This is a genomic window from Crossiella sp. NPDC003009, assembly GCF_053591555.1.
Map to the genome: position 1 here is coordinate 1 of NZ_JBSFUA010000082.1, position 18,918 is coordinate 18,918.

Annotated in this window: 19 protein-coding genes and 1 pseudogene; 15 read left to right on the top strand and 5 right to left on the bottom strand. The window is 71.4% G+C overall.

Annotation, left to right across the window (positions count from 1 at the left end):
- The 5 genes and pseudogenes from ACWDY5_RS40310 to ACWDY5_RS40330 all read left to right on the top strand — a co-directional run.
- Positions 1-1,477, top strand: a pseudogene (locus ACWDY5_RS40310) (beta-ketoacyl synthase); the annotation flags it as partial.
- 46 nt (positions 1,478-1,523) lie between these two features.
- Entirely contained in the window at positions 1,524-1,808 is a 285-nt protein-coding gene (locus ACWDY5_RS40315; RefSeq protein WP_449727396.1) for a phosphopantetheine-binding protein, read from the top strand.
- An 11-nt stretch (positions 1,809-1,819) separates the two neighbouring features.
- Positions 1,820-2,614, top strand: a complete 795-nt coding sequence (locus tag ACWDY5_RS40320; protein WP_449727413.1) for an alpha/beta fold hydrolase — start codon at positions 1,820-1,822, stop codon at positions 2,612-2,614.
- Complete coding sequence (locus tag ACWDY5_RS40325; RefSeq protein ID WP_449727397.1) at positions 2,611-3,783, top strand: glycosyltransferase; 1,173 nt, start codon at positions 2,611-2,613, stop codon at positions 3,781-3,783. The genes ACWDY5_RS40320 and ACWDY5_RS40325 overlap by 4 nt, the downstream gene beginning before the upstream one ends.
- Complete coding sequence (locus tag ACWDY5_RS40330) at positions 3,780-5,627, top strand: methyltransferase domain-containing protein (RefSeq protein WP_449727398.1); 1,848 nt, start codon at positions 3,780-3,782, stop codon at positions 5,625-5,627. Before ACWDY5_RS40325 ends, ACWDY5_RS40330 begins: the two co-directional genes overlap by 4 nt.
- A gap of 20 nt (positions 5,628-5,647) precedes the next feature.
- On the opposite strand, the gene ACWDY5_RS40335 is transcribed toward ACWDY5_RS40330, so the two are convergent.
- The gene (locus ACWDY5_RS40335; RefSeq protein ID WP_449727399.1) at positions 5,648-6,070 is read right to left on the bottom strand and encodes an ASCH domain-containing protein; all 423 of its coding nucleotides are present in this window, start codon (positions 6,068-6,070) and stop codon (positions 5,648-5,650) included.
- Positions 6,071-6,127: 57 nt separating this feature from the next.
- Positions 6,128-6,517 (bottom strand): VOC family protein, encoded by a 390-nt coding sequence (locus tag ACWDY5_RS40340; RefSeq protein ID WP_449727400.1) that lies wholly within the window; start codon positions 6,515-6,517, stop codon positions 6,128-6,130.
- A gap of 99 nt (positions 6,518-6,616) precedes the next feature.
- Between ACWDY5_RS40340 and ACWDY5_RS40345 the strand changes: the two genes are divergently transcribed.
- The 5 genes from ACWDY5_RS40345 to ACWDY5_RS40365 all read left to right on the top strand — a co-directional run bounded on the left by ACWDY5_RS40345 (position 6,617) and on the right by ACWDY5_RS40365 (position 11,760).
- The gene (locus ACWDY5_RS40345) at positions 6,617-7,327 is read left to right on the top strand and encodes a DUF6597 domain-containing transcriptional factor (protein ID WP_449727401.1); all 711 of its coding nucleotides are present in this window, start codon (positions 6,617-6,619) and stop codon (positions 7,325-7,327) included.
- Positions 7,328-7,528: 201 nt separating this feature from the next.
- Positions 7,529-8,014 (top strand): hypothetical protein, encoded by a 486-nt coding sequence (locus ACWDY5_RS40350; protein ID WP_449727402.1) that lies wholly within the window; start codon positions 7,529-7,531, stop codon positions 8,012-8,014.
- Positions 8,015-8,154: 140 nt separating this feature from the next.
- On the top strand, positions 8,155-9,978 hold the full coding sequence (locus tag ACWDY5_RS40355; protein WP_449727403.1) for a methyltransferase domain-containing protein: 1,824 nt from the start codon (positions 8,155-8,157) through the stop codon (positions 9,976-9,978).
- Between the two features lie 5 nt (positions 9,979-9,983).
- Positions 9,984-11,009 (top strand): class I SAM-dependent methyltransferase, encoded by a 1,026-nt coding sequence (locus tag ACWDY5_RS40360; protein ID WP_449727404.1) that lies wholly within the window; start codon positions 9,984-9,986, stop codon positions 11,007-11,009.
- Positions 11,010-11,130: 121 nt separating this feature from the next.
- A complete protein-coding gene (locus tag ACWDY5_RS40365; RefSeq protein WP_449727405.1) occupies positions 11,131-11,760 on the top strand; it encodes a lytic polysaccharide monooxygenase auxiliary activity family 9 protein in 630 nt (209 codons plus the stop codon).
- A 40-nt stretch (positions 11,761-11,800) separates the two neighbouring features.
- Here ACWDY5_RS40365 and ACWDY5_RS40370 read toward each other — a convergent pair whose 3' ends face one another.
- The 3 genes from ACWDY5_RS40370 to ACWDY5_RS40380 are packed head-to-tail and all read right to left on the bottom strand — an operon-like array spanning position 11,801 to position 13,384.
- Positions 11,801-12,400 carry a DUF3558 domain-containing protein gene (locus ACWDY5_RS40370; RefSeq protein ID WP_449727406.1) on the bottom strand — a complete coding sequence of 200 codons (600 nt, stop codon included), beginning with the start codon at positions 12,398-12,400 and terminating at the stop codon, positions 11,801-11,803.
- Positions 12,401-12,431: 31 nt separating this feature from the next.
- Positions 12,432-12,992 carry a DUF3558 domain-containing protein gene (locus tag ACWDY5_RS40375; protein WP_449727414.1) on the bottom strand — a complete coding sequence of 187 codons (561 nt, stop codon included), beginning with the start codon at positions 12,990-12,992 and terminating at the stop codon, positions 12,432-12,434.
- 47 nt (positions 12,993-13,039) lie between these two features.
- Complete coding sequence (locus ACWDY5_RS40380; RefSeq protein ID WP_449727407.1) at positions 13,040-13,384, bottom strand: hypothetical protein; 345 nt, start codon at positions 13,382-13,384, stop codon at positions 13,040-13,042.
- Between the two features lie 439 nt (positions 13,385-13,823).
- Here ACWDY5_RS40380 and ACWDY5_RS40385 point away from each other — a divergent pair, with 439 nt between their 5' ends.
- From ACWDY5_RS40385 to ACWDY5_RS40405, 5 genes are all read left to right on the top strand, one after another.
- Positions 13,824-14,330 carry a hypothetical protein gene (locus tag ACWDY5_RS40385; protein WP_449727408.1) on the top strand — a complete coding sequence of 169 codons (507 nt, stop codon included), beginning with the start codon at positions 13,824-13,826 and terminating at the stop codon, positions 14,328-14,330.
- 63 nt (positions 14,331-14,393) lie between these two features.
- Positions 14,394-14,924, top strand: a complete 531-nt coding sequence (locus ACWDY5_RS40390) for a hypothetical protein (protein ID WP_449727409.1) — start codon at positions 14,394-14,396, stop codon at positions 14,922-14,924.
- The gene (locus tag ACWDY5_RS40395; protein ID WP_449727410.1) at positions 14,902-16,089 is read left to right on the top strand and encodes an MAB_1171c family putative transporter; all 1,188 of its coding nucleotides are present in this window, start codon (positions 14,902-14,904) and stop codon (positions 16,087-16,089) included. Before ACWDY5_RS40390 ends, ACWDY5_RS40395 begins: the two co-directional genes overlap by 23 nt.
- Positions 16,086-16,850: a class I SAM-dependent methyltransferase gene (locus tag ACWDY5_RS40400; protein ID WP_449727411.1), complete on the top strand. Its 765-nt coding sequence runs from the start codon at positions 16,086-16,088 to the stop codon at positions 16,848-16,850. Before ACWDY5_RS40395 ends, ACWDY5_RS40400 begins: the two co-directional genes overlap by 4 nt.
- Positions 16,851-16,884: 34 nt before the next feature.
- Positions 16,885-18,636 (top strand): PHP domain-containing protein, encoded by a 1,752-nt coding sequence (locus tag ACWDY5_RS40405; RefSeq protein ID WP_449727412.1) that lies wholly within the window; start codon positions 16,885-16,887, stop codon positions 18,634-18,636.
- Positions 18,637-18,918: the final 282 nt, after the last annotated feature.

Consider the following 18,918-nt stretch of genomic DNA (forward strand, 5'->3'; position numbering starts at 1 on the left):
GCCGGCCCGCCGCCTTCCAGGCCCGGGCCGGCCCGCCGCCTTCCAGGCCCGGGTCGCCGCCCCCGCACCGGCCCAGCCCTTGCGGACCACGCTGCACCTGTCCACCGAGACCATGCCCTACCTGCGCGACCACAGCTTCTACCGCACCCCGGCCGGCTGGCCCGACGACACCGACGGCTTCCCGGTGGTCCCGGCGACCACGATGATCAAGCACATGATGGACGCCGCCGAACAGTCCGCGCCCGGCCAGCGCGCGGTCACCGTGCACAACGTGCGGCTGTTCCGCTGGCTGGTCGTGGCACCGCCGACGCAGGTCGAGATCACCGTGACCCCGTTGTCCGCCAACAGGGTCAAGGTGACCCTCGGCCAGAACGCCGAGGCCGAGGTCGAGCTCGCCGCCGCCTACCCGGCCGCCGACCTGCCGGTGTGGACCTTCGCCGAACGCGAGTGGGCGCCGAAGATCACCGCACGGCAGCTCTACGACGAGCGGTTCATGTTCCACGGCCCGCTCTACCAAGGCGTCACCGCCCTGGAGGGCATCGGCGAGCACCACATCCGCGGTGTGATCACCGTGCCCGGCGGGCCGGGCGCGCTGCTGGACAACGTGGGCCAGGTCTTCGGGTACTGGATCATGGAGAACGTCACCGACAAGCGCGTGGTGTTCCCGATGTCCATGGACCGCATCCGTTTCTTCGGCCCCGAGCCCGAACCCGGCGCGCGGCTGGACTGCCTGGTCCGGATCACCGAGCTCACCGACACCGTCTTCGGCGGCGCCATGCAGCTGGTGCACGAGGGCCGGGTGTGGTGCGAGATCGACGCCTGGCTGGACCGGCGCTTCGCCAGCAACGAGAACACCAAGAAGGTCGAGCGCTTCCCCGAGCACAACCGGCTCTCCGAACGCCGCGACGCCGGTTTCCTGGTGGTGTGGGAACGCTGGCCGGATGTCGCCTCCCGCGACCTGATGATGCGCATCTACCTCAACGCCGCCGAACGGGCCGAGTACGAGGCCACCTCGCCGAGGGTGCGGCGGCGGTGGCTGCTCGGGCGGATGGCGATCAAGGACGCGGTGCGCCAGCACCTGTGGGACGGCGGCGCCGGGCCGATGTTCCCGGTGGAGCTGACCGTCAGCGGTGAAGCCACGGTCGCAGGCCGCAACCCGTTGCCGCCGTTGACCGTCTGCACCGCGCAGCAGGACGGCGTCGGCGTGGCCTTCGCCCGTGACGGCGAGGTGCCCACCGGCATCGACATCCGCGCGGTCGAGGACAGTCCCGGCAACACCGCCTTCGCCGCCGCGCTGACCGCGGCCGCGCGGGCGCACGGCGGCCAGGCCGCCGAGTACGAGGTGGTCGGCGCGGAGGGTGACTTGCTCACCGTCCGCGGCGCCACCGGCAGCACGACCCCGGTGACGTGGACCGTCATCACCGACCCTGACGGTGAGATCGCAGGCGAGTACGTGGTCGCCTGGACCAAGGAATAGGAGATTTTCGGTGGAACTCACGGAAGCGCCCCTGACGCTCGTCCGGATGACGCCCGAGGCCGTGCTGTCCGACATCACGGTGATGCTGCACAAAGTGTTGGGCGAGTACGGTTTCGACGAGGTGGAGGTCCGGATGGACTCGACCTTCCACGACGACCTGGAGCTGGAGAGCATCGACCTGGTCGCGCTGGCCGCCGAGCTGGAGGAGCGCTACGGCTCCCGGGTCAACTTCGCCGAGTTCATCGCCGAGCTCGAGCTCGAGCAGATCATCGCGCTGACCGTCGGCCAGCTCGTCGACTACGTGGTCGGCGCGCTGGACGGGGGGAACTGACCTTGGCGGTCGTGCAGGCCAACGGCATCCGCATGCACGTGCAGCGGATGGCGGCCAAGAACACCACGGCGGCCGACCCGCCGACCGTGGTGTTCGTCCACGGCCTGGGCACCGACAGCCTGGCCAGCTTCTACTTCACCCTGGCCGGGCCGGTGGCCGCGGCGGGATACCAGGTGGTGGCCTACGACCTGCGCGGCCACGGCCGCAGCGAGCGCGCCGAGCACGGCTACCGGGTCTCCGACGCGGTGGCCGACCTGACCGCGCTGCTGGACGAGCTGGAGATCACCGGGCCGGTGCACCTGGTCGGCAACTCCTACGGCGGCACGGTGTCCTTCAGCTTCGCCGCCGCGCACCCCGCGCGGGTGGCCAGCATCCTGGTGATCGAGTCCGAGCCGACCAGCCAGGCCTGGTCGGTGAAGATGGCCGAGATGCTGGGCAGGGCGCGCGAGCAGCTGCAGCAGGCCGAGGCGCTGGAGTGGATCACCGAGAACCGGGGCGGGCACACCTCCAAGCTGGCCAAGGCCGCCGGGCGGATGCTGCACGCCACCGCGATCGCCGACGAGCTGCCCACCGGGCCGGTGCTCACCGCCGAGCAGGTCGCCGGCATCACCGCGCCGGTGCTCGCGGTGTACGGCAGCGAGTCCGACCTGGCCGAGCAGGCACCGCTGTTGGAAGCGGCGTTGCCGCACTGCCGCACGGTGATCGTGCCGGGGCAGGAGCACTCGGTGCTGGTGGAGGCGCCCAAGGTGATGCGTGAGATGCTGCTGGACTGGCTGGCCGGACACGGGGCGAAGGTCGGGGTGTGAGAGTACTTTTTGTGGTCCCGCCACTGTTCGGGCACGTCAACCCGACCATCGGGCTCGGCGCGGCGCTCTCCGCACGCGGGCACCAGGTGGCCTGGGCGGGACACGCCGAGTTCCTCCGGCAGCTCACCGGGCCGGCGGCGAAGGTCTACGACTGCGCCGCCCCGGCCGAGGTCGAGGAGCGGCCCGCCGACCTGCGCGGGCCGGGGGCGCTGAAGTTCCTGTGGGAGAAGTTCCTGGTGCCGCTGGCCGAGTCGATGCTGCCCGACGTGGAGGCCGCGATCGGCGAGTTCCAGCCGGATGTCCTTGTGGTGGACCAGCAGGCGATGGCGGGCGCGCTGGCCGCGCTGCGGCTCGGGCTGCCCTGGGCGACCTCGGCGACCACCTCCGCGGAGTTCACCGATCCGTTGCGCGGCATGCCGAAGGTCGTGGAATGGGTCCAGGACACCATGGCCGGGATGCGGGCGCGGGCGGCGGTGGCCGGGGAGACCGACCTGCGCTACTCCCCGCACCTCACCCTCGCCTTCACCACCAGGGAACTGGTGGGAGAGCTGGACCCCGCCTTCGACCGGGTCGCCTTCGTCGGCCCGTCGATCACCGAACGCCCTGACACAACACCGTTTCCGTGGGAACGCCTGGACGAGCGGGCGAAGGTGCTGATCAGTCTCGGCACCGCCAACGCCGACGCCGGGGAGCGGTTCCTGCGCGCGGCCGCCGAGGCCATGGGTGAGCTGGCCGACCGGGTCCAGGCCGTGCTGGTCGACCCCGCGGGCACCGTGGAGGCCGTGCCGGACAACGTGATCACCGCGACCAGGGTGCCGCAGCTGGCGCTGCTGCCCAAGGTCGACGCGGTGGTCTGCCACGCCGGGCACAACACCGTGTGCGAGTCCCTCAGCCACGGCCTGCCCCTGGTGGTGGCGCCGATCAGGGACGACCAGCCGGTGATCGCGCAACAGGTCGCCGACGCCGGGGCGGGCATCCGCCTGCGGTTCACCAGGGCAGGCGCCGCGCACATCAGGGACGCGGTCGCCACCGTGCTCGACGAGCCGGGTCACCGCGAGGCCGCCCGCCGCCTCGCCCAGTCCTTCACCGCCGCGGGCGGCTCGCAGGCCGCCGCGCTGCGCCTGGAGGAGCTCGCCGCACCCATCCCCACCGGAAGGATCTCCGAGTGAGCCCGCGTTCCACTGCCCGGACCTGGCTGCGCCGTGGCGTCCAGGCCGCGCTCCTGGCCGGTCTGGTGCTCGACACCGCCGCGCTGCGCCGACGCCTGGCCGGTTTGCGCACCCTGCCGGAACGCCCGGCCCCCGGCGACGACCGGTACCGCCTGCTGCACGCCGACGGCGTCACCGTGGACGGCCCCACCCTCAACGCCGCCCGCGCGCACGCCAAGGCCGAGGGCCTGTGCGCGCTGGAGCTGGTGCCCAGGGACCTGCCCACCGCGCAGGCCCTGGACCTGCTGCGCGCCGTCGACCCGGCCAACTACCGCACCGACCGGCAGGCCAGGGGCGCGGGTGCCTGGCACGCGGTGCTCGCCGACGACGGCGTGCTGCACGCCGCGGGCTATCCGGCGGGCCACGGTGGCCGGGAGGCTGCCGAGCTCGGCCACGCCGCGGCCAAGCTCAAGCTGCACGCCCCCGACAGCACCGACCTGGTGGTCAGCCCCCGGCTGACCAGCTCGCCGGAGATCGTCGAGGACGACGCCCGGATCCTGGCCCGCTACCACGGCCGCAAGACCGCGGCCGAGCTCGGGCCCCGGCTGGGCTGGCTGGCCGTCCTGGCCGGCAGCTCGGTGCTCGGCCCCGGCTGGACGGCCGCGCTGCTGGCCGCCTGGTCCGCCCAGCCCGCCGTGGTCTTCGCCGGCAGCCGCAGCCTCAAACCGGTCGACCTGTTCTCCTACAGCGTGCGCCGGGTCATCGCCGAGCCGAAACGCCTGCTGGCCGCCATCTCCGAGGCCCGTCTGTCCACTTCGGACGATCCGGACCCGGTGACCAGGCTGCGCCCGGCCTACCTGGCCGAGCTGGCCGACGGGGTGGCCAAGTTCTTCGAGCCGCGCCGCGCCGACTGCCCGTGGTGCGGCAGCACCGACCTGGCCACCCACCTGCGGCTGCCGGACCTGTTGCAGCACAAGCCGGGCGAGTTCACCCTGGACCGCTGCCGGGCCTGCACGCACATCTTCCAGAACCCACGGCTGACCATCGCCGGACTGGACTTCTACTACCGCGACTTCTACGACGGCCTCGGCGAGGACAAGCTGGACAAGCTCTTCGCCGCGCGTGGAGTCGCCTACCGGCCGCGCGCGGAGATGCTGCGACCCTTCGCCGAACCGGAGTCCTGGCTGGACGTGGGCACCGGGCACGGGCACTTCTGCAACGCCGCCCGCCAGGTGTGGCCGCAGACCACCTTCGACGGCCTGGACATCACCGAGGGCGTGGAGCTGGCCGAGCACCGCGGCTGGGTCGACCGCGGCTACCGGGGCCTGTTCCCGGAGCTGGCCGCCGAGATCCACGAGAGCTACGACGTGGTCAGCATGTACCACTACCTGGAGCACAGCCGCGACCCGCGCCAGGAGCTGGAGGCCGCGCTCAAGGTGCTCAAGCCCGGCGGCCACCTGATGATCGAGGTGCCGGACCCGGAGTCCCGCTGGGGCAAGCTGCTCGGCAAGTGGTGGCTGCCCTGGCTCCAGCCGCAGCACCTGCACTTCGTGCCGATCGGCAACCTGCGCGCCGCCCTGTCCGAGATGGGCTTCACCGTGGTCGCCGAACAACGCGGCGAACCCCACGAGCCGCTCGACCTCACCGGCGCCGCCTGGAACGCGGTCAACCACTACGCCCCCCGCGACAACGTGCCCTGGGCGCCCCAGCCGCCGACCCCCGGCGCCAGGGCGGGGCGGACCGCGGCGATGATCGCGGCCGCCCCGGCGCTGGTCACCGCGGCGCTGACCGACCGGCTGCTCTCCCCGCTGTCGAAGAAGTACGGCGCCTCCAGCGCCTACCGCCTGCTCGCCCGCAAGGACTGACCGGCGCGACCCGGGCGGCCTCACCCGTCCGGGGTCACCAGCCGGAACCGCTGCGCCAGCACCAGCGTGTCGTCATCCACGGTGAAGCCGGGATCGCCCAGCTCCGCGCGCACCTCGGGGCTGTGCCAGAACTCCTCGTGCCCGGCCCGCCACTGGGCCACCGACTCGTCCCCCTCGCCTTCGTCCAGCACGTGCTGGAGATCGACCTCGGCGAGCCGCAGCACCCGCACCGCGGTCATCTCGATCACCCCTGCCGACCGGTCGGCGGAGTCCAGCACCGCCCGCCGCTGCCCCACCTCCGGCAGTGGGGTGCCGGTGCGCTGGTAGCTCAGCAGCAGCGCCGAGGTGGAGGTTTTCGCGCCGGCGAGGATGGCGGCGACGAGGCGGTCGCGCAGCGGGCCCGGGAAGCCGAACTCCGCGGCGGGCAGCTCGTGCTCGGTCATGCCGGGAGCCTAGGCATCAACCGAACGGTTGGCCGGGCCGCAGGCTGCTCTAGCGCCCTAGCGGGTGGCGAACAGGTCGATGCCGTTGCCGTCGGGGTCCTCGACCACGGCGTAGCGCTGGCCCCAGAACGCGTCGAACGGGGCCAGCTCGCTCTTGTGGCCCAGGCCGGTCAAGCGGTCGTGCAGCTCGTCCACCTCGGGCGGGCTGTCCAGCTGGAAGGCCAGGCTGATCCGGCCGCGGCTGGTCGGCGGGGTGAAGTCCGGGGTGAACGAGGCGACCGTGGCCTCGGTGTCCCAGGCCAGCTTGAGGCCGCCGGGCAGCTCGTGCTCCACGTGCGGATCGGCGTCGGCCGAGGCGGGCAGCGCCAGCCCCAGCTCCCGGTAGAACGCCAGCGACCTGGCCATGTCGGCGACCAGGATCTCGACCACGGCGAAACGCGGTGTCATGTGCTTCCTCCTTGACGGGTCGGCCCCACGCTAGGCCGTCCGGGCGACTACCGTCTTGAACGAAACGGCCAGCCAGCCGACCGGTCCGGAGGGTGGGCGATGAGCGGGTACCGGGAGTACCGCCCGGACGGCGCACTGCGCGCGCACGCGGCCTGCTTGTGGACCGACCGGACGGGCGGGCGGGCCAGGGCGCAGCGGGTGCTGCCGGATGGCTGCATGGACCTGTTGTGGCTGCACGGGCGGCTGGTGGTGGTCGGCGCGGACACCGGGTGGCGGCTGGCCCAGCTCCCGCCCGGCGGCCTGGTGGTGGGCCTGCGGCTGCGGCCGGGCGCCGGCGCGCTGCTGCTGGGCCGGACCCCGGCGGAGGAGCTGCGGGACCGGACCGTGGACGTCGAGGACCTGTGGGGCGCGCGCGGGCTGGCCGAACGGTTCGACGGCGAACCCGACGCCCGCACCATCGGCGGACTTGTGCAACGGATCGCGATCGGACGACTACCGGAGGCCGGTGCGCTGGACCCGGTGGTGATGACAGCCAGCCGGGCTCTTGACGTGCCCAATCCTTTATCGGTATTGGCGCTGGCCGACCGGCTCGGCGTGTCCGAACGAAGCCTGCGCCGCCGGGTCGGGGCCGCGGTCGGATACGGTCCGAAAACACTGGCGCGAATCCTGCGCTTCCAGCGAGTTCTGCGTGACAAGCAGGGCAATCTGGCCGATCGGGCGGCCGCGCACGGCTACGCCGACCAGGCTCACCTGGCCCGCGAGTTCCGCCGGCTGGCCGGACATCCGCCCAGCTCACCGCCCGGACAGTGACGTGATCGGCACGCACCGGCGCCGACTCTACTTCCGTTGATGTCGGAAATGCCCTATCGGGCAACAAGTTTCGCATCACATCGGTGAATCGGCGTGCCGTTCGTGGCCGCCCCGGCCGGGTTTCTGTCAGAATGGTGTCATCTCCCCGATCTCGGGAGCACCTGCCCGCAGGTGGGAACGGTAACTGAGAGAGTTGATCCAGTGACCTTTGATGCCGAGACCGTTGTGGCATGGGCTGAACTGCCCACCGCGGAACTCCGTGTGAATGCCCAGCGCCTCGCCGCGGCCCGTCTTCCGGCACAGCATCCCTTGTGGACGGTCATCCGGGAACGCCCCGCGCTGGCGGCCAAGCTGCGCAGTGCCTTCTCCGGACTGCTCGTCACGATCAAGGGCAGCCGGGACGAACACATGCAGCGGCTGTGGATCACCGCGGCGCGCAACGCGATCGACGCGAAGACCGCGCCGGAGCAGAAGCCGGTGGCCGACCGCCAGCCCGCCGCCGCGAAGGCCCAGGCTCCGGCGGCTGCCGCGCCGAAGACCGAGCAGCCCGTCGCGGCCGCGCGCCCGGCGCCGCAGCCCGAGGTGCGGCACGTGCCGGTGCAGCAGCCGCAGTTCGCGCCGCCGCCGCCGGCCACGCCGTCGCGCTCCGCGGCGCCGATCCCCCAGGTCGTGTTCCAGGAACCGTGACCAGCGGGCGCGCGGTCAAATCGTCTATTGTGGACGATCGAGGCCGCGCGCACCGGGCCAACCGACTCGATCGGGCGGTAACCGGCGCGACACGCTGGCGATGATCGGGTTCTCGGCCCTGGCGGCGCAGGATTTCGCACATGTCGCCACGTCGTCGCTGGATCCGCCGCCTGGTGCACGCCGCCGTCCTGGGGTTGCTCGCCGCCGACACCGCGCAGCTGCGCAGGCGGCTGGCCGCCCTGCCGGTGCTGCGCGAGCAGCTCGCCCCGGTGCACGAGGGCGCGGTGGCCGTCGCCGAGGGCGTCACCCTGACCGCGGTCACCAAGGCCGCCGCGCAGGCGCACCGCCACCGGGAACAGCTCGCCAGCCTCGACCTGGTGCCCGCCGACCTGCCCACCGCGCAGGCCCTTGACCTGCTGCGGGAGGTCGATCCGGCCACCTGCCGGCTGGACCGGCTGACCGCGGGCCGCACCGCGGCGCACGCCATCGCCGCCGACGCCGGCCTGCTCGCCAAGGTCGGTCTGCCCGCCCGGCCCAGCGCCCCCGAGCTGGCCACGGCCGCGCTGGAGCTCAAGCTGCGCGCCCCGGCCGACACCGCCTTCGCGGTCGCCCCCGGCCTGGCCGCCGCCCCCGCCGTGCGCGCCCAGGACGCCGCCGTCCAGCAGGCCGCGCACGGCCCCGGCCTGAAAACCCAGCTGCTGCTGCGCGCCGCGGTGCTGACCGCGCTGGCCGCCACCGCGCTGACCGGCCGGAAGTGGGCGGCCGGGTTGCTGGCCGCCTGGTCGGCGCAGCCGCTGCTGGTCTTCGCGGGCAGCCGCGGGCTCAAGCCCGCTGACCTGCCGCGCGCCTGCCTGACCAGGGTCGTGGCCGAGCCTGCCCGGCTGGTGCGCACCCTCGTCGCCACCGCCCCGGCCCGCGCCGAGCGCACCGCCGCGATCGCCACCAGCCGGATCGCCTGCCGTGCTGACCTGGCCGCGGGCACCGGCCGCTTCTTCCACCGGCCGCGCCGGGACTGCCCGTGGTGCGGCTCGGCGCAGCTGCGGCGCAGGCTGGTGACCGGGGACGTGCACGGGCACAAGCCGGGCCGGTTCGCCCTCGACGAGTGCCGCTCCTGCGGGCACGTGTTCCAGAACCCCCAGCTCAACCAGGCCGGGCTGGAGTTCTACTACCGGGACGCCTACGACGGTCTCAACGAGCATGCCGTGCAGTCGCTGTTCGCCACCCGCCGGGAGTACTTCCTCAACCAGGCCCGCTCGCTGCTGCGGCACGGCAAGCCCGAGCGCTGGCTGGACGTGGGCACTGGGCACGGGCACTTCTGCAACCAGGCCAAGGAGATCTGGCCGCAGACCACCTTCGACGGCCTCGACCTCAGCAGCGGCGTGGAACAGGCCCAGCGGCGCGAGATCCTGCAGCGCGCGTACCGGGGGCTGTTCACCGAGCTGGCGCCCAGCCTGGCCGGGAACTACGACGCGGTCAGCATGTTCCACTACCTGGAGCACGCCACCGACCCGGTCGCCGAGCTGCTGGCCGCGCGCACCGCGCTCAAGCCGGGCGGGCACCTGGTGATCGACGTGCCCGACCCGGAGTGCAGGCTGGGCCGGTTGCTCGGCCGCTACTGGGGCGGCTGGGTGCAGCCACAGCACCTCAACTTCTTCCCGCTGCGCAACCTGCGCGCCAAACTCGCCGAACTGGGCTTCACCGTGGTCGGCGCCCAGCGCCGGGAAGCGGGCGCGCCCGACCTGGTGGTGGCGGCCTGGCTGCTGGTCAACGACCTCGCCCCCCGCGCCGACCAGCCCTGGCACCCGTCCGCGCCGACCCCGCTGCGGCGGGCCGCCCGCGGCGCGGTGTTCACCGCGGGCGCGCCGCTGCTGCTGGCCGCCGGGGTGGCCAGCAGCCTGCTGGAGCCGTTCACCGAGGGCTTGCGGATGTGCAACGCCTACCGCCTGATCGCCCGCCGAGACTGAGCACAATGGACAGACGAGCGGAGTACGCCGCCGAGCTGGCCGAGGGCCTGGCCAGGTTCTTCCAACCGCGGCGGGCGACCTGCCCGTGGTGCGGCTCGACCCGGATCACGCTGCTGCTGCGCAGCCCGGACCTGGTGCAGCGCAAGCCGGGCCGCTTCCGGCTGGACCGCTGCGCCGACTGCGCGCACGTCTTCCAGAACCCCTGCCTGTCCGCCGCGGGCCTGGCCTTCTACTACCGCGACTTCTACGACGGCCTCGGCGAGCGGATGATGGACATCACCTTCAGCATGCAGACCCGCACGTACCGGGAACGCGCCGCGCTGATCGTGCCGCACGCCGACCCGGCCAGCTGGCTGGACGTCGGCTGCGGGCACGGCCACTTCTGCCGCGCCGCGCGGAAGGTGTTGCCGCGCACCGGTTTCGACGGCCTGGACTTCGGCGACGGGGTGGAGCTGGCCCGCGACCGGGGCTGGATCCGGCGCGGCTACCGCGGCGAGCTCCCCGCGCTGGCCCCGGAACTGGCCGAGCGCTACGACGTGGTCAGCATGCACCACTACCTGGAGCACAGCATCGACCCGCGGCGCGAGCTGGAAGCCGCGCTGAAGGTGCTGCGCCCCGGCGGCCTGCTGCTGGTCGAGGTGCCCGACCCGGAGTCGCCCTGGGCCAGGCTCACCGGCCGCTACTGGATCGGCTGGATGCAGCCACAGCACCTGCACTTCGCACCGAGGACGAACCTGCGCGCCGCGCTCACCGAGCTGGGCTTCGCTGTGCTCAGCGAGACCACCGACGACCCGGCCCGCTCCCACGGCCTGACCAGCGCGGTGATGCACCTGCTCGGCGAGCTGATCCCCCCGCCGGACCGCCCCTGGCTGCCCCGCCCGAGCAGGACCGGGCAACTCGCCAGGGCCCTCGGCCTGCTGGTGTCGGTGCCGACGATCGCCCTGGCCGCGGTGACCAGCTGGCTGCTCAGCCCGCTGGCCCGCCGCTACCGGCTGCACCACAACTACCGGCTGGTCGCCCGCAAGAGCTGAACTACTCCAGTCAGCCCCTGGTGTAATTGGACTAGACCAGACAGCATGGCAATCGTTGTCTCCCAGCCCTTCCGCCGCCGCGGGGGACCTTCGAGCTTCCCTGACATCGAAGGACGAGGCCATGACACAACGCGGACAAGGGCTGCTCCTGCTCGCCCTGGTACCCATGCTGCTCACCGTGCTCGGCGCCCAACCCGCCGCCGCCCACGGCACCATGCTGTCCCCGGTCAGCCGCGCCTACCAGTGCCGCTGGCACGAAAACCCGGAAAACCCCACCTCAGCCGCCTGCAAGGCCGCCGTGGCCACCGGCGGCACCCAGGCCTTCTACGACTGGCACGAGGTCAACCTCGCCAACGCCGCAGGCAACCACCGCGCCCTCATCCCCAACGGCAAGCTCTGCAGCGCCGGCCGCGACAAGTACCGCGGCCTGGACCTGGCCCGCACCGACTGGGCCACCACCCAGTTGACCGCGGGGGCCGCGGTGAGCTGGCAGTACCGGGCCGCGGTGCCTCATCGCGGGCATTTCGAGCTGTACGTCACCCGCAACGGCTACAACCCGACCTCGCCACTCCAGTGGTCTGATCTGGAGCGGTTCCACACTCAGGCGGATCCGCCGTTGGCGAATGGGAGCTATCAGCTCAGTGCGCGGCTGCCGGCGGGGAAGAGCGGACGACACCTGATCTACTCAATCTGGCAGCGCTCGGACAGTCCGGAGGCGTTCTACACCTGCTCGGATGTGAACTTCCGCTGAGCCATGAGAGCCGCTGCGCTTTTCGGCGCAGCGGCTCTGCTCAGCCCTTGAGCGTGGCGAGCACCATCTCGCCGATGGCGGTGGCTCGCGGACATGGGTTTGTGTAGTCGGTCGCGCTCGGCGACAGCCGGACATCGATGTTGACCAAGGTCTTTTGCGCCGTGGCGATGTCCAAGCGGCACAGCCCCATGTTCCGGACATCGTCATCGATAGCGAACACCGCCGGGTGGTCTCCCACCCTGGTCGGCTCCCACAGTCGGAAGTTCGCCTTGCGCGCGTACAAATCGGCGAGCCCGATCTGGTTGTTCACCGTCACCGCGAAGGCGTTCTTCGCTGCCGTGAATGCGGCATTCCAAACACACGAGGGACCTAGCGGGTTCTCCTCAGTCTTGCCTCGCACACCAGCCCCGACCTGCTTGACCTGCCCCGTGGTGAGCATTCCGCACGGATCGGCGGCGAACCGACTGGTGTCCAGATCAGGCGACGGCACCATCGGCACGTCACTCGGCACCGAAGTCGACGTCGAGGACCCACCACTTGTGGGTGCGATGGGGTTCGAACCAGTCAAACCCCCACAACCTGCCAGCACCCCGGCAACCGCGCAGATCCCGACGAACGCCCGAGATCCTTGACGGATCACAACCAGCCCCCTGCTTCAGGTGAAGAACCGCTCAGCCCTTGAGCGTGGCGAGCACCATCTCGCCAATCCCCGTCGCCCGCGGACACGGGTTGGTGTAGTCGGTCGCGCTCGGCGACAGCCGGACATCGATCACGACCATCGTCTTCTGCGCAGTGGCGATCGACAGCCTGCACAGTCCCGTGCTCCGAGCGTCGGAGTCGATCGCGACCACCGCCGGCCGCCCCGTGACCTGCGTCGGCTCCCAGACCTGGTAGTTCGCCTTACGCGCGTAGAGCTGCGCGATCCCACCGGTCTGGTTGTTCACCGTGACCGAGAAGGTGGTCTTCATCGGCGTGTCTTTGGCTCGCCAGGTGCAGGTCGGGCCGAGCGGGTTCTCCACAGCCTCGCCGCGCACACCCGCCCCGGCCTGCTTGACCTGCTCAGCGGTAAGGATCCCGCACGGATCGGCGGCGAACCGATTGGTGTCCAGGTCAGGTGACGGCACCGACGGCACATCACTCGGCACCGAACTTGACGTGGGGGTCACGCCACCCGCGGATGTGGTGGGACTGGGGCCAGGTGGGTTCCCGCAGCCCGCTAGCAGCAATCCCATAGCCGCACCGATCGCGACAAGCACCCGATATCCCTGACGGATCACGATCAGCCCCCTGGCTTCAACTTGTTCTGGTTGACGCCCTCGGTCCCGGCGTACTGGTCACGGGCCGCCGTCAGCTTCGTAATCATCGTATCGAGCGCTGCGGAGTACGCCTGGTTGGCCTTGGTGTGGGTGCCGTCGCGCTCGGAGATGGTGCGCTCGATGATCTGGCGGATCGCACCTCTGCTGTAGTCCTCTTCGCTGGGCGGATTGGTCATATCAGCCGTCGACGCGGCGAGGACACCGATGTCATCAACCTTGTTTCTTGCTTCCGTCAACCCCCTGATCAGCCCATCCAGCTGCCCCACGTCGACCGTGAACTTCGAACCCCCGCCGAAGTCGATCGACACCTTGGTCTCCCGAGGAGCCATGGCAATTTCCCCCGTCCCCTGGCAAATCTCTCCCAGGGGGCACCGTAACGAAAGCTCAACCGCCAGTGGCGCTGATCGAGACAGGATGCACTCGCCCCGGGGACAACATCACCCGGACGGCGGCTGGAGGAACTGGGGGGTGCGCTGGAAGAACCGCTGTGCCTTCCCTCGTAACCCCGGGCACAGCGGTTCTCTCCCCAGAACCAGCGAACCACGGTGTCGGACGCGGTGCGCTGCAAGCGGGATCGCCATGAACGGAGAAGACCCCCAGGTACCTCTCGTTCTCCCGCCATCCGCTGGAGCGGACGTTATGACGGCATTAGCGTACGCTCACCGGCGGGCGGGTTGTCAACCCTGGCGGACGTGTGAACAATCGGGACGTACTCCTGATTCGCCATGGCGGACACTCCACCACGTCGTGTCCGCCACCGACATCGAGGAAACGTCTCGTATGGATCCCTGCCAGAACGAAGGGCTCGAACCCGCGGAGGGGCAGCTCGCGCGCAAGATCAACCACTTGATCGCGACGCTGTACCCGGACAAGCGCACGCGTCCCGGCTTCGCCAAGCTGGCGCAGGAGATCCGTGAGAAGACCCGGTCCTCCATCTCCAACACCTACCTGTGGGAGCTGGCCACCGGGAAGAAGCGCAACCTCACCCAGGGAACTCTGGCCACGCTCGCGGAGTTCTTCGGCGTGCCCAGCGAGTACTTCCTCAACGACGAGGTGGCCGCGCGCATCGACACCCAGCTGGAGCTGGCCCTGGCGCTGCGCAACCAGAAGGTCCGCTCGATCGCGCTGCGGGCCGAGGGCCTCTCCGACGCGACGCTGGACTCGATCCTGACCATGCTCACCCAGGCCCGCAAGATCGAGCGGCTGCCCCCACTGGACACCGGCCGCGACCGGCGACCAGAATCAGACGGATAGCCGCCCGGTATGAGGCATGTCTGCTCGTTCCGCAGGTGTCCCATCGGAAAATATGGCGAGGCGATGACCACTCGGCAGATCCGCAAGAGATGCCAGGCGCTGGTCGACGGACTGACCCTGCCGGTCCCGTTCTCGGTCGACGCCCTGGTGGCGGAGCTGGCCGCGCAGCGCGGGCGGCCGATCCACCTGCTGGCGCTGCCCAACGGCATGGTGGTCAACGCCTGTGGGCTGTGGATCGCCACCGAGACCCACGACGAGATCTACGTCGAGGAGAAGACCACCCCGCTGCACCGGGAACACATCATCCTGCACGAGATCGGGCACATCCTCTGCGACCACGAGGCCGCCGAGGAGGGCGGGCAGGTGTCGCTGTCGAAGTTCCTGCCCGACCTCAGCCCCGAGCTGATCGAACGGCTGCTCGCCCGCACCAACTACACCAGCCAGCAGGAGCAGGAAGCCGAGCTGGTGGCCAGCCTGATCCGCACCGCCGCCGGCACCCGCACCGGACCGTCGGCCGCGGGCGGGGCACTGGGGGAACTGGAAGCCGCACTGGGGATCCGCAACAAGGGGCGTGGGGACAATTTCGGTCTATGAGCTGGGCACGCAGGTCCAGCTGTACGGCGTGCTGGCGATGTGGCTGGTCATCCTGCTGCGGATCCCCGCGGCCAGGAGGTCCCGCCAGCAGCGGATGCTGTTGCTCGCCGTGGTGGGCATGGCGGGCTCCATCACCATCTATCTCGCCCCGGTGCTCTCCGCGCTGAACGCCTTGCCGGGCATCGTGATCGCCGGCTGTGGCCTGTTCACCAACCTGTGGGGCGTGTTCAGCTCCGCGCTGGTGCTGGACTTCGTGCTCGGCGCGCTGGGCAGACGCCGGGCGAAGCTGGTCTACGGCGGCACCGCGGCGGTGCTGGTGACCCTGGTGGCGCTCAACCTGACCGTCTTCCCCAACGACGAGGGCTGCGTCACCACCAACCAGGCGCAGTGGTACTCCACGTTCTGGTGGATCATCATCGCCGCGCACCTGGTGGCCAAGATCCCCTGCCTGCTGCTGTGCCTGCGCTACGCCCACCAGGCCAAGCAGGACTCCTCGCTGCGGATCGGGCTTGGCCTGTTCGCCGCGGCCTTCGCGGTGTCGGCGTTCTTCTGGCTGACCATGCTCTACGTGCTGTTCACCGGCGAACGCTGGATCGGCCAGTACTCCGCGCTCAACATCGGCCTGACCGCGGTGCTGATGACCGCGGGCGCGGCGCTGCCGCTGGTGCTCGACACCGGGCAGATGGTGCGCAACATGCGCGCGCTGTGGCGGCTGTGGCCGCTGTGGCGGGACCTGATCGAGGAGGTGCCGCACGTCGCGCTGAGCAGGCCGCAGGCCCGCGCCCGCGACCTGCTGGGCACCCCGCACTCGACCTACCTGCGGCTGTACCGGCGGGTCATCGAGATCAGGGACGCGATGCTGATCCTGCGCGACTACGTCAGCCCGGAGACGGTGCGGCGGGCGCAGGCGCACGTCGAGGCCGCCGGGGTGCCCTCGGCGGAGCGGCAGGCGGCGGTGACCGCGTGCTGGCTGGCCGCGGCCCGGCGGGCCAAGAACGCCGGGGTGGCCCCGGATCCGAACCCCCTGGACGTGGCGCAGCTGCCCGGTGACGGGCTGCCCAGCGAGATCGACTTCCTGCTCGCGGTGGCGCGGGCGCGGACCCAGCCGTGGGTGGCCACCTTCGAGGCGGCCGGATCGGACCAGGGCGCGGGGAAGCAGGCGTGAGCCGCTACACCGACAGCGCGCTGGGCAAGGACTCCGCCACCGAGCACGACCGGCTCACCTCGATCCAGCGGGCCGCCGACGCCGGCACCCACCGCGTGCTGGAATCCCTTGGCCTGCAACCGGACTGGGACTGCCTCGACCTCGGCGCGGGCGCCGGTTCGATCGCCAGGTGGCTGGCCGAGCAGTGTCCACAGGGGACGGTCGTGGCCAACGACATCGACACCCGTTACCTGGCCGGCCTGGGCGAGGCGGCGCAGCAGGCCGACATCACCGACCCCGGCTACGCGCCCGGCCGGTTCGACCTGGTGCACGCCCGTTACGTGCTCTGCCACCTGCCCGAACGCGACGAGGTGGTGCGCAGGGCGGCGAGCTGGCTGAAGCCGGGGGGCTGGCTGGTGGTCACCGATCCCTACCAGCTGCCCGCGGAGACCTCGCCGTTCCCGGTGGTGCGGCGGATCATGGCCGCCTACGAACAGGTCTACGCCCGGCACGGCGCGGACCTGCACTGGGCGCGCGGCCTGCCCGCGCTGCTGGCCGGGGCAGGGCTGGGCGAGGTCGGCTACACCGGGACGCTGGGCAGCATGGGCAACCTGGACAAGGACCGCTGGCGGCCCCTGGTCGCACAGGTCAAGTCTGCGATGCTAGCCGAAGGGCTGGTCAGCGAGTCCGATATAGCGGAATTTGAGAGATTGTTGAACAGCCCTACCTTCATTGACATCCCACAGTTCACGATCTCCGTGTGGGGGCGCGCCGTCGGCTGACCCCCGGCTCGATCTCGCACTGGGGAGTTTGTCGATGGGTCATCACCACCACGGGCACGGCCATGGGCACGGCCACGGTCATGGGCACCAGCACGACCACGATCACGAGCACGGCCATGACCACGAGCACGAGCAGCATGCCGGTCCCGACCACGCGGCCGACCTGGAGATCCCCGACTCCGAGCTGAGCCCCGGCCAGCTGTCCCGCCGGTCCATGCTGCGCCGCGCCGGCCTGCTCGGCGCGGGCCTGGCCGCCGGGTCCTCGGTGCTCACCGGGGCCGCGGCCGCCGACCCCGACCGCGGGCAGCCGCGTCAGCCGCGCAACGGGTACCGGTGGCTGGCCGGGGACCACCACATCCACACCCAGTACAGCCTGGACGGCCGCTACCGGGTGATCGACCAGGTCCGGCACGGCCGCAACTACGGCCTGGACTGGATGGTGATCACCGACCACGGCGGCACCACGCACGCCCGGATCGGCGTGGAGAAGATCCACCCGGACATCCTGGCCGCGCGCAAGGACGTGCCGGACGCGCTGGTCTTCCACGGCATGGAGTGGAACGTGCCGGCCGCCGAGCACGGCACCGTGATCGTGCACCCCGGCGGGGACGGCGAGGTCGCCGTGCTCAAGGAGTTCGTCAACAACTACGACGGCATCCTGAAGAACGCGCTGAGCGGCACCCCGGCCAATGAGACCCTGGCCATCGCCGGGGTGAACTTCCTGGCCGACGCGGTCAAGCGCAAGCGGGTCGAGGACATCCTGTTCCTGGCCAACCACCCCGCGCGCAAGGGCTGGGACTCCCCGCACGAGATCCGCAACTGGCGGGATGCCGCGCCGCACATCGCGGTCGGCATGGAAGGCGCGCCCGGCCACCAGGCCGCCGGCATCCCCAAGCCGCACGGGCCGGGCCTGTTCCGCGGCTACTACGACGCCAGCCCCGGGCCGGACTCCTGGCCCGGCTACCCGCTGGAGTCCTACCGCACCTACGGCGGCTTCGACTGGATGACCGCCACCGTCGGCGGGGTCTGGGACAGCCTGCTCGCCGAGGGCAAGCCGTGGTGGATCACCGCGAACTCCGACTCGCACACCATCTACGCCGACGCCGCGGTGCGCGGCCCCGGCGGCGACTTCGACCGAGACGGCAAGTGGCCGGACCCGGTGCACGGCGGCGCGCCGGACCTCAACGAGGTCGACTTCTTCCCCGGCTACTACAGCCGCACCCACGTCGGCGCCACCGACTTCAGCTACAGCGCGGTGATGCACGGCATCCGCGCCGGGCGGGTCTGGGTCGACCACGGCGCGCTGGTCGCGGGTCTGGACGTTCAGCTGCGCACCGCCGGGCACGGCCTGCAGCACTCGGCCACCCTGGGCGGCACGCTCACCGCGCGCCGCGGCACCCCGGTGGAGCTGGTGATCACCGTGGACCAGGCGCGGCTGCCGAACTGGGCGCACTTCGTGCCCAAGCTGGCGCGGGTGGACGTCATCCAGGGCAAGGTCACCGGGCCGGTCACCGACCGGGACGCCTCCACCGCCCCGCACACCAAGGTGGTCAAGGCCTTCGAGGTCGGCGCCCAGCAGGGCAAGGTGCACTTCGTCTACCGGATCGGCGCCCTGGACGGGCCGATCTACCTGCGGCTGCGCGGCACCGACGGCAACCGGCAGGCCGTCGGCCTGCGCGGGGCCGCGGTCGACCCGCACGGCCCGGCCATGGACGTGCCGCACGACGCCGACCCGTGGCGGGACCTGTGGTTCTACACCAACCCGATCTGGGCGGTGCCGGTGTGAGTGCGGCCGAAGCGGGACCGGGTGGCCACCGGGGGGACCCTGCCGGTTCGCCCGGTGTTCACCCGACCCGCTGAAGCTGTGCGCTCATGGGCCACGGACAGCACCACCATCCACATGTTCACCAGCATGAACACGCTCACACAGAGGAGCCGTCGGACTCGGCCGCGGTGCTCGACCGGGCGGTGCCGGACGAGGCGCTGAGCCCGGCCGAGCTGTCCCGCCGGTCCATGCTGCGCCGCGCCGGGCTGCTCGGCGCCGGACTGGCCGCGAGCTCCACCGTGC

What these genes read in the sequence shown, in the direction of transcription:
- ACWDY5_RS40355 (WP_449727403.1), top strand. Translation starts at nt 8,155, where the DNA reads ATGTCGCCACGTCGTCGCTGGATCCGCCGCCTGGTGCACGCCGCCGTC.
- ACWDY5_RS40315 (WP_449727396.1), top strand. Translation starts at nt 1,524, where the DNA reads ATGACGCCCGAGGCCGTGCTGTCCGACATCACGGTGATGCTGCACAAA.
- ACWDY5_RS40345 (WP_449727401.1), top strand. Translation starts at nt 6,617, where the DNA reads ATGAGCGGGTACCGGGAGTACCGCCCGGACGGCGCACTGCGCGCGCAC.
- ACWDY5_RS40390 (WP_449727409.1), top strand. Translation starts at nt 14,394, where the DNA reads ATGACCACTCGGCAGATCCGCAAGAGATGCCAGGCGCTGGTCGACGGA.
- ACWDY5_RS40340 (WP_449727400.1), bottom strand. Translation starts at nt 6,517, where the DNA reads ATGACACCGCGTTTCGCCGTGGTCGAGATCCTGGTCGCCGACATGGCC.
- ACWDY5_RS40365 (WP_449727405.1), top strand. Translation starts at nt 11,131, where the DNA reads ATGACACAACGCGGACAAGGGCTGCTCCTGCTCGCCCTGGTACCCATG.
- ACWDY5_RS40405 (WP_449727412.1), top strand. Translation starts at nt 16,885, where the DNA reads ATGGGTCATCACCACCACGGGCACGGCCATGGGCACGGCCACGGTCAT.
- ACWDY5_RS40360 (WP_449727404.1), top strand. Translation starts at nt 9,984, where the DNA reads ATGGACAGACGAGCGGAGTACGCCGCCGAGCTGGCCGAGGGCCTGGCC.
- ACWDY5_RS40335 (WP_449727399.1), bottom strand. Translation starts at nt 6,070, where the DNA reads ATGACCGAGCACGAGCTGCCCGCCGCGGAGTTCGGCTTCCCGGGCCCG.
- ACWDY5_RS40375 (WP_449727414.1), bottom strand. Translation starts at nt 12,992, where the DNA reads ATGGGATTGCTGCTAGCGGGCTGCGGGAACCCACCTGGCCCCAGTCCC.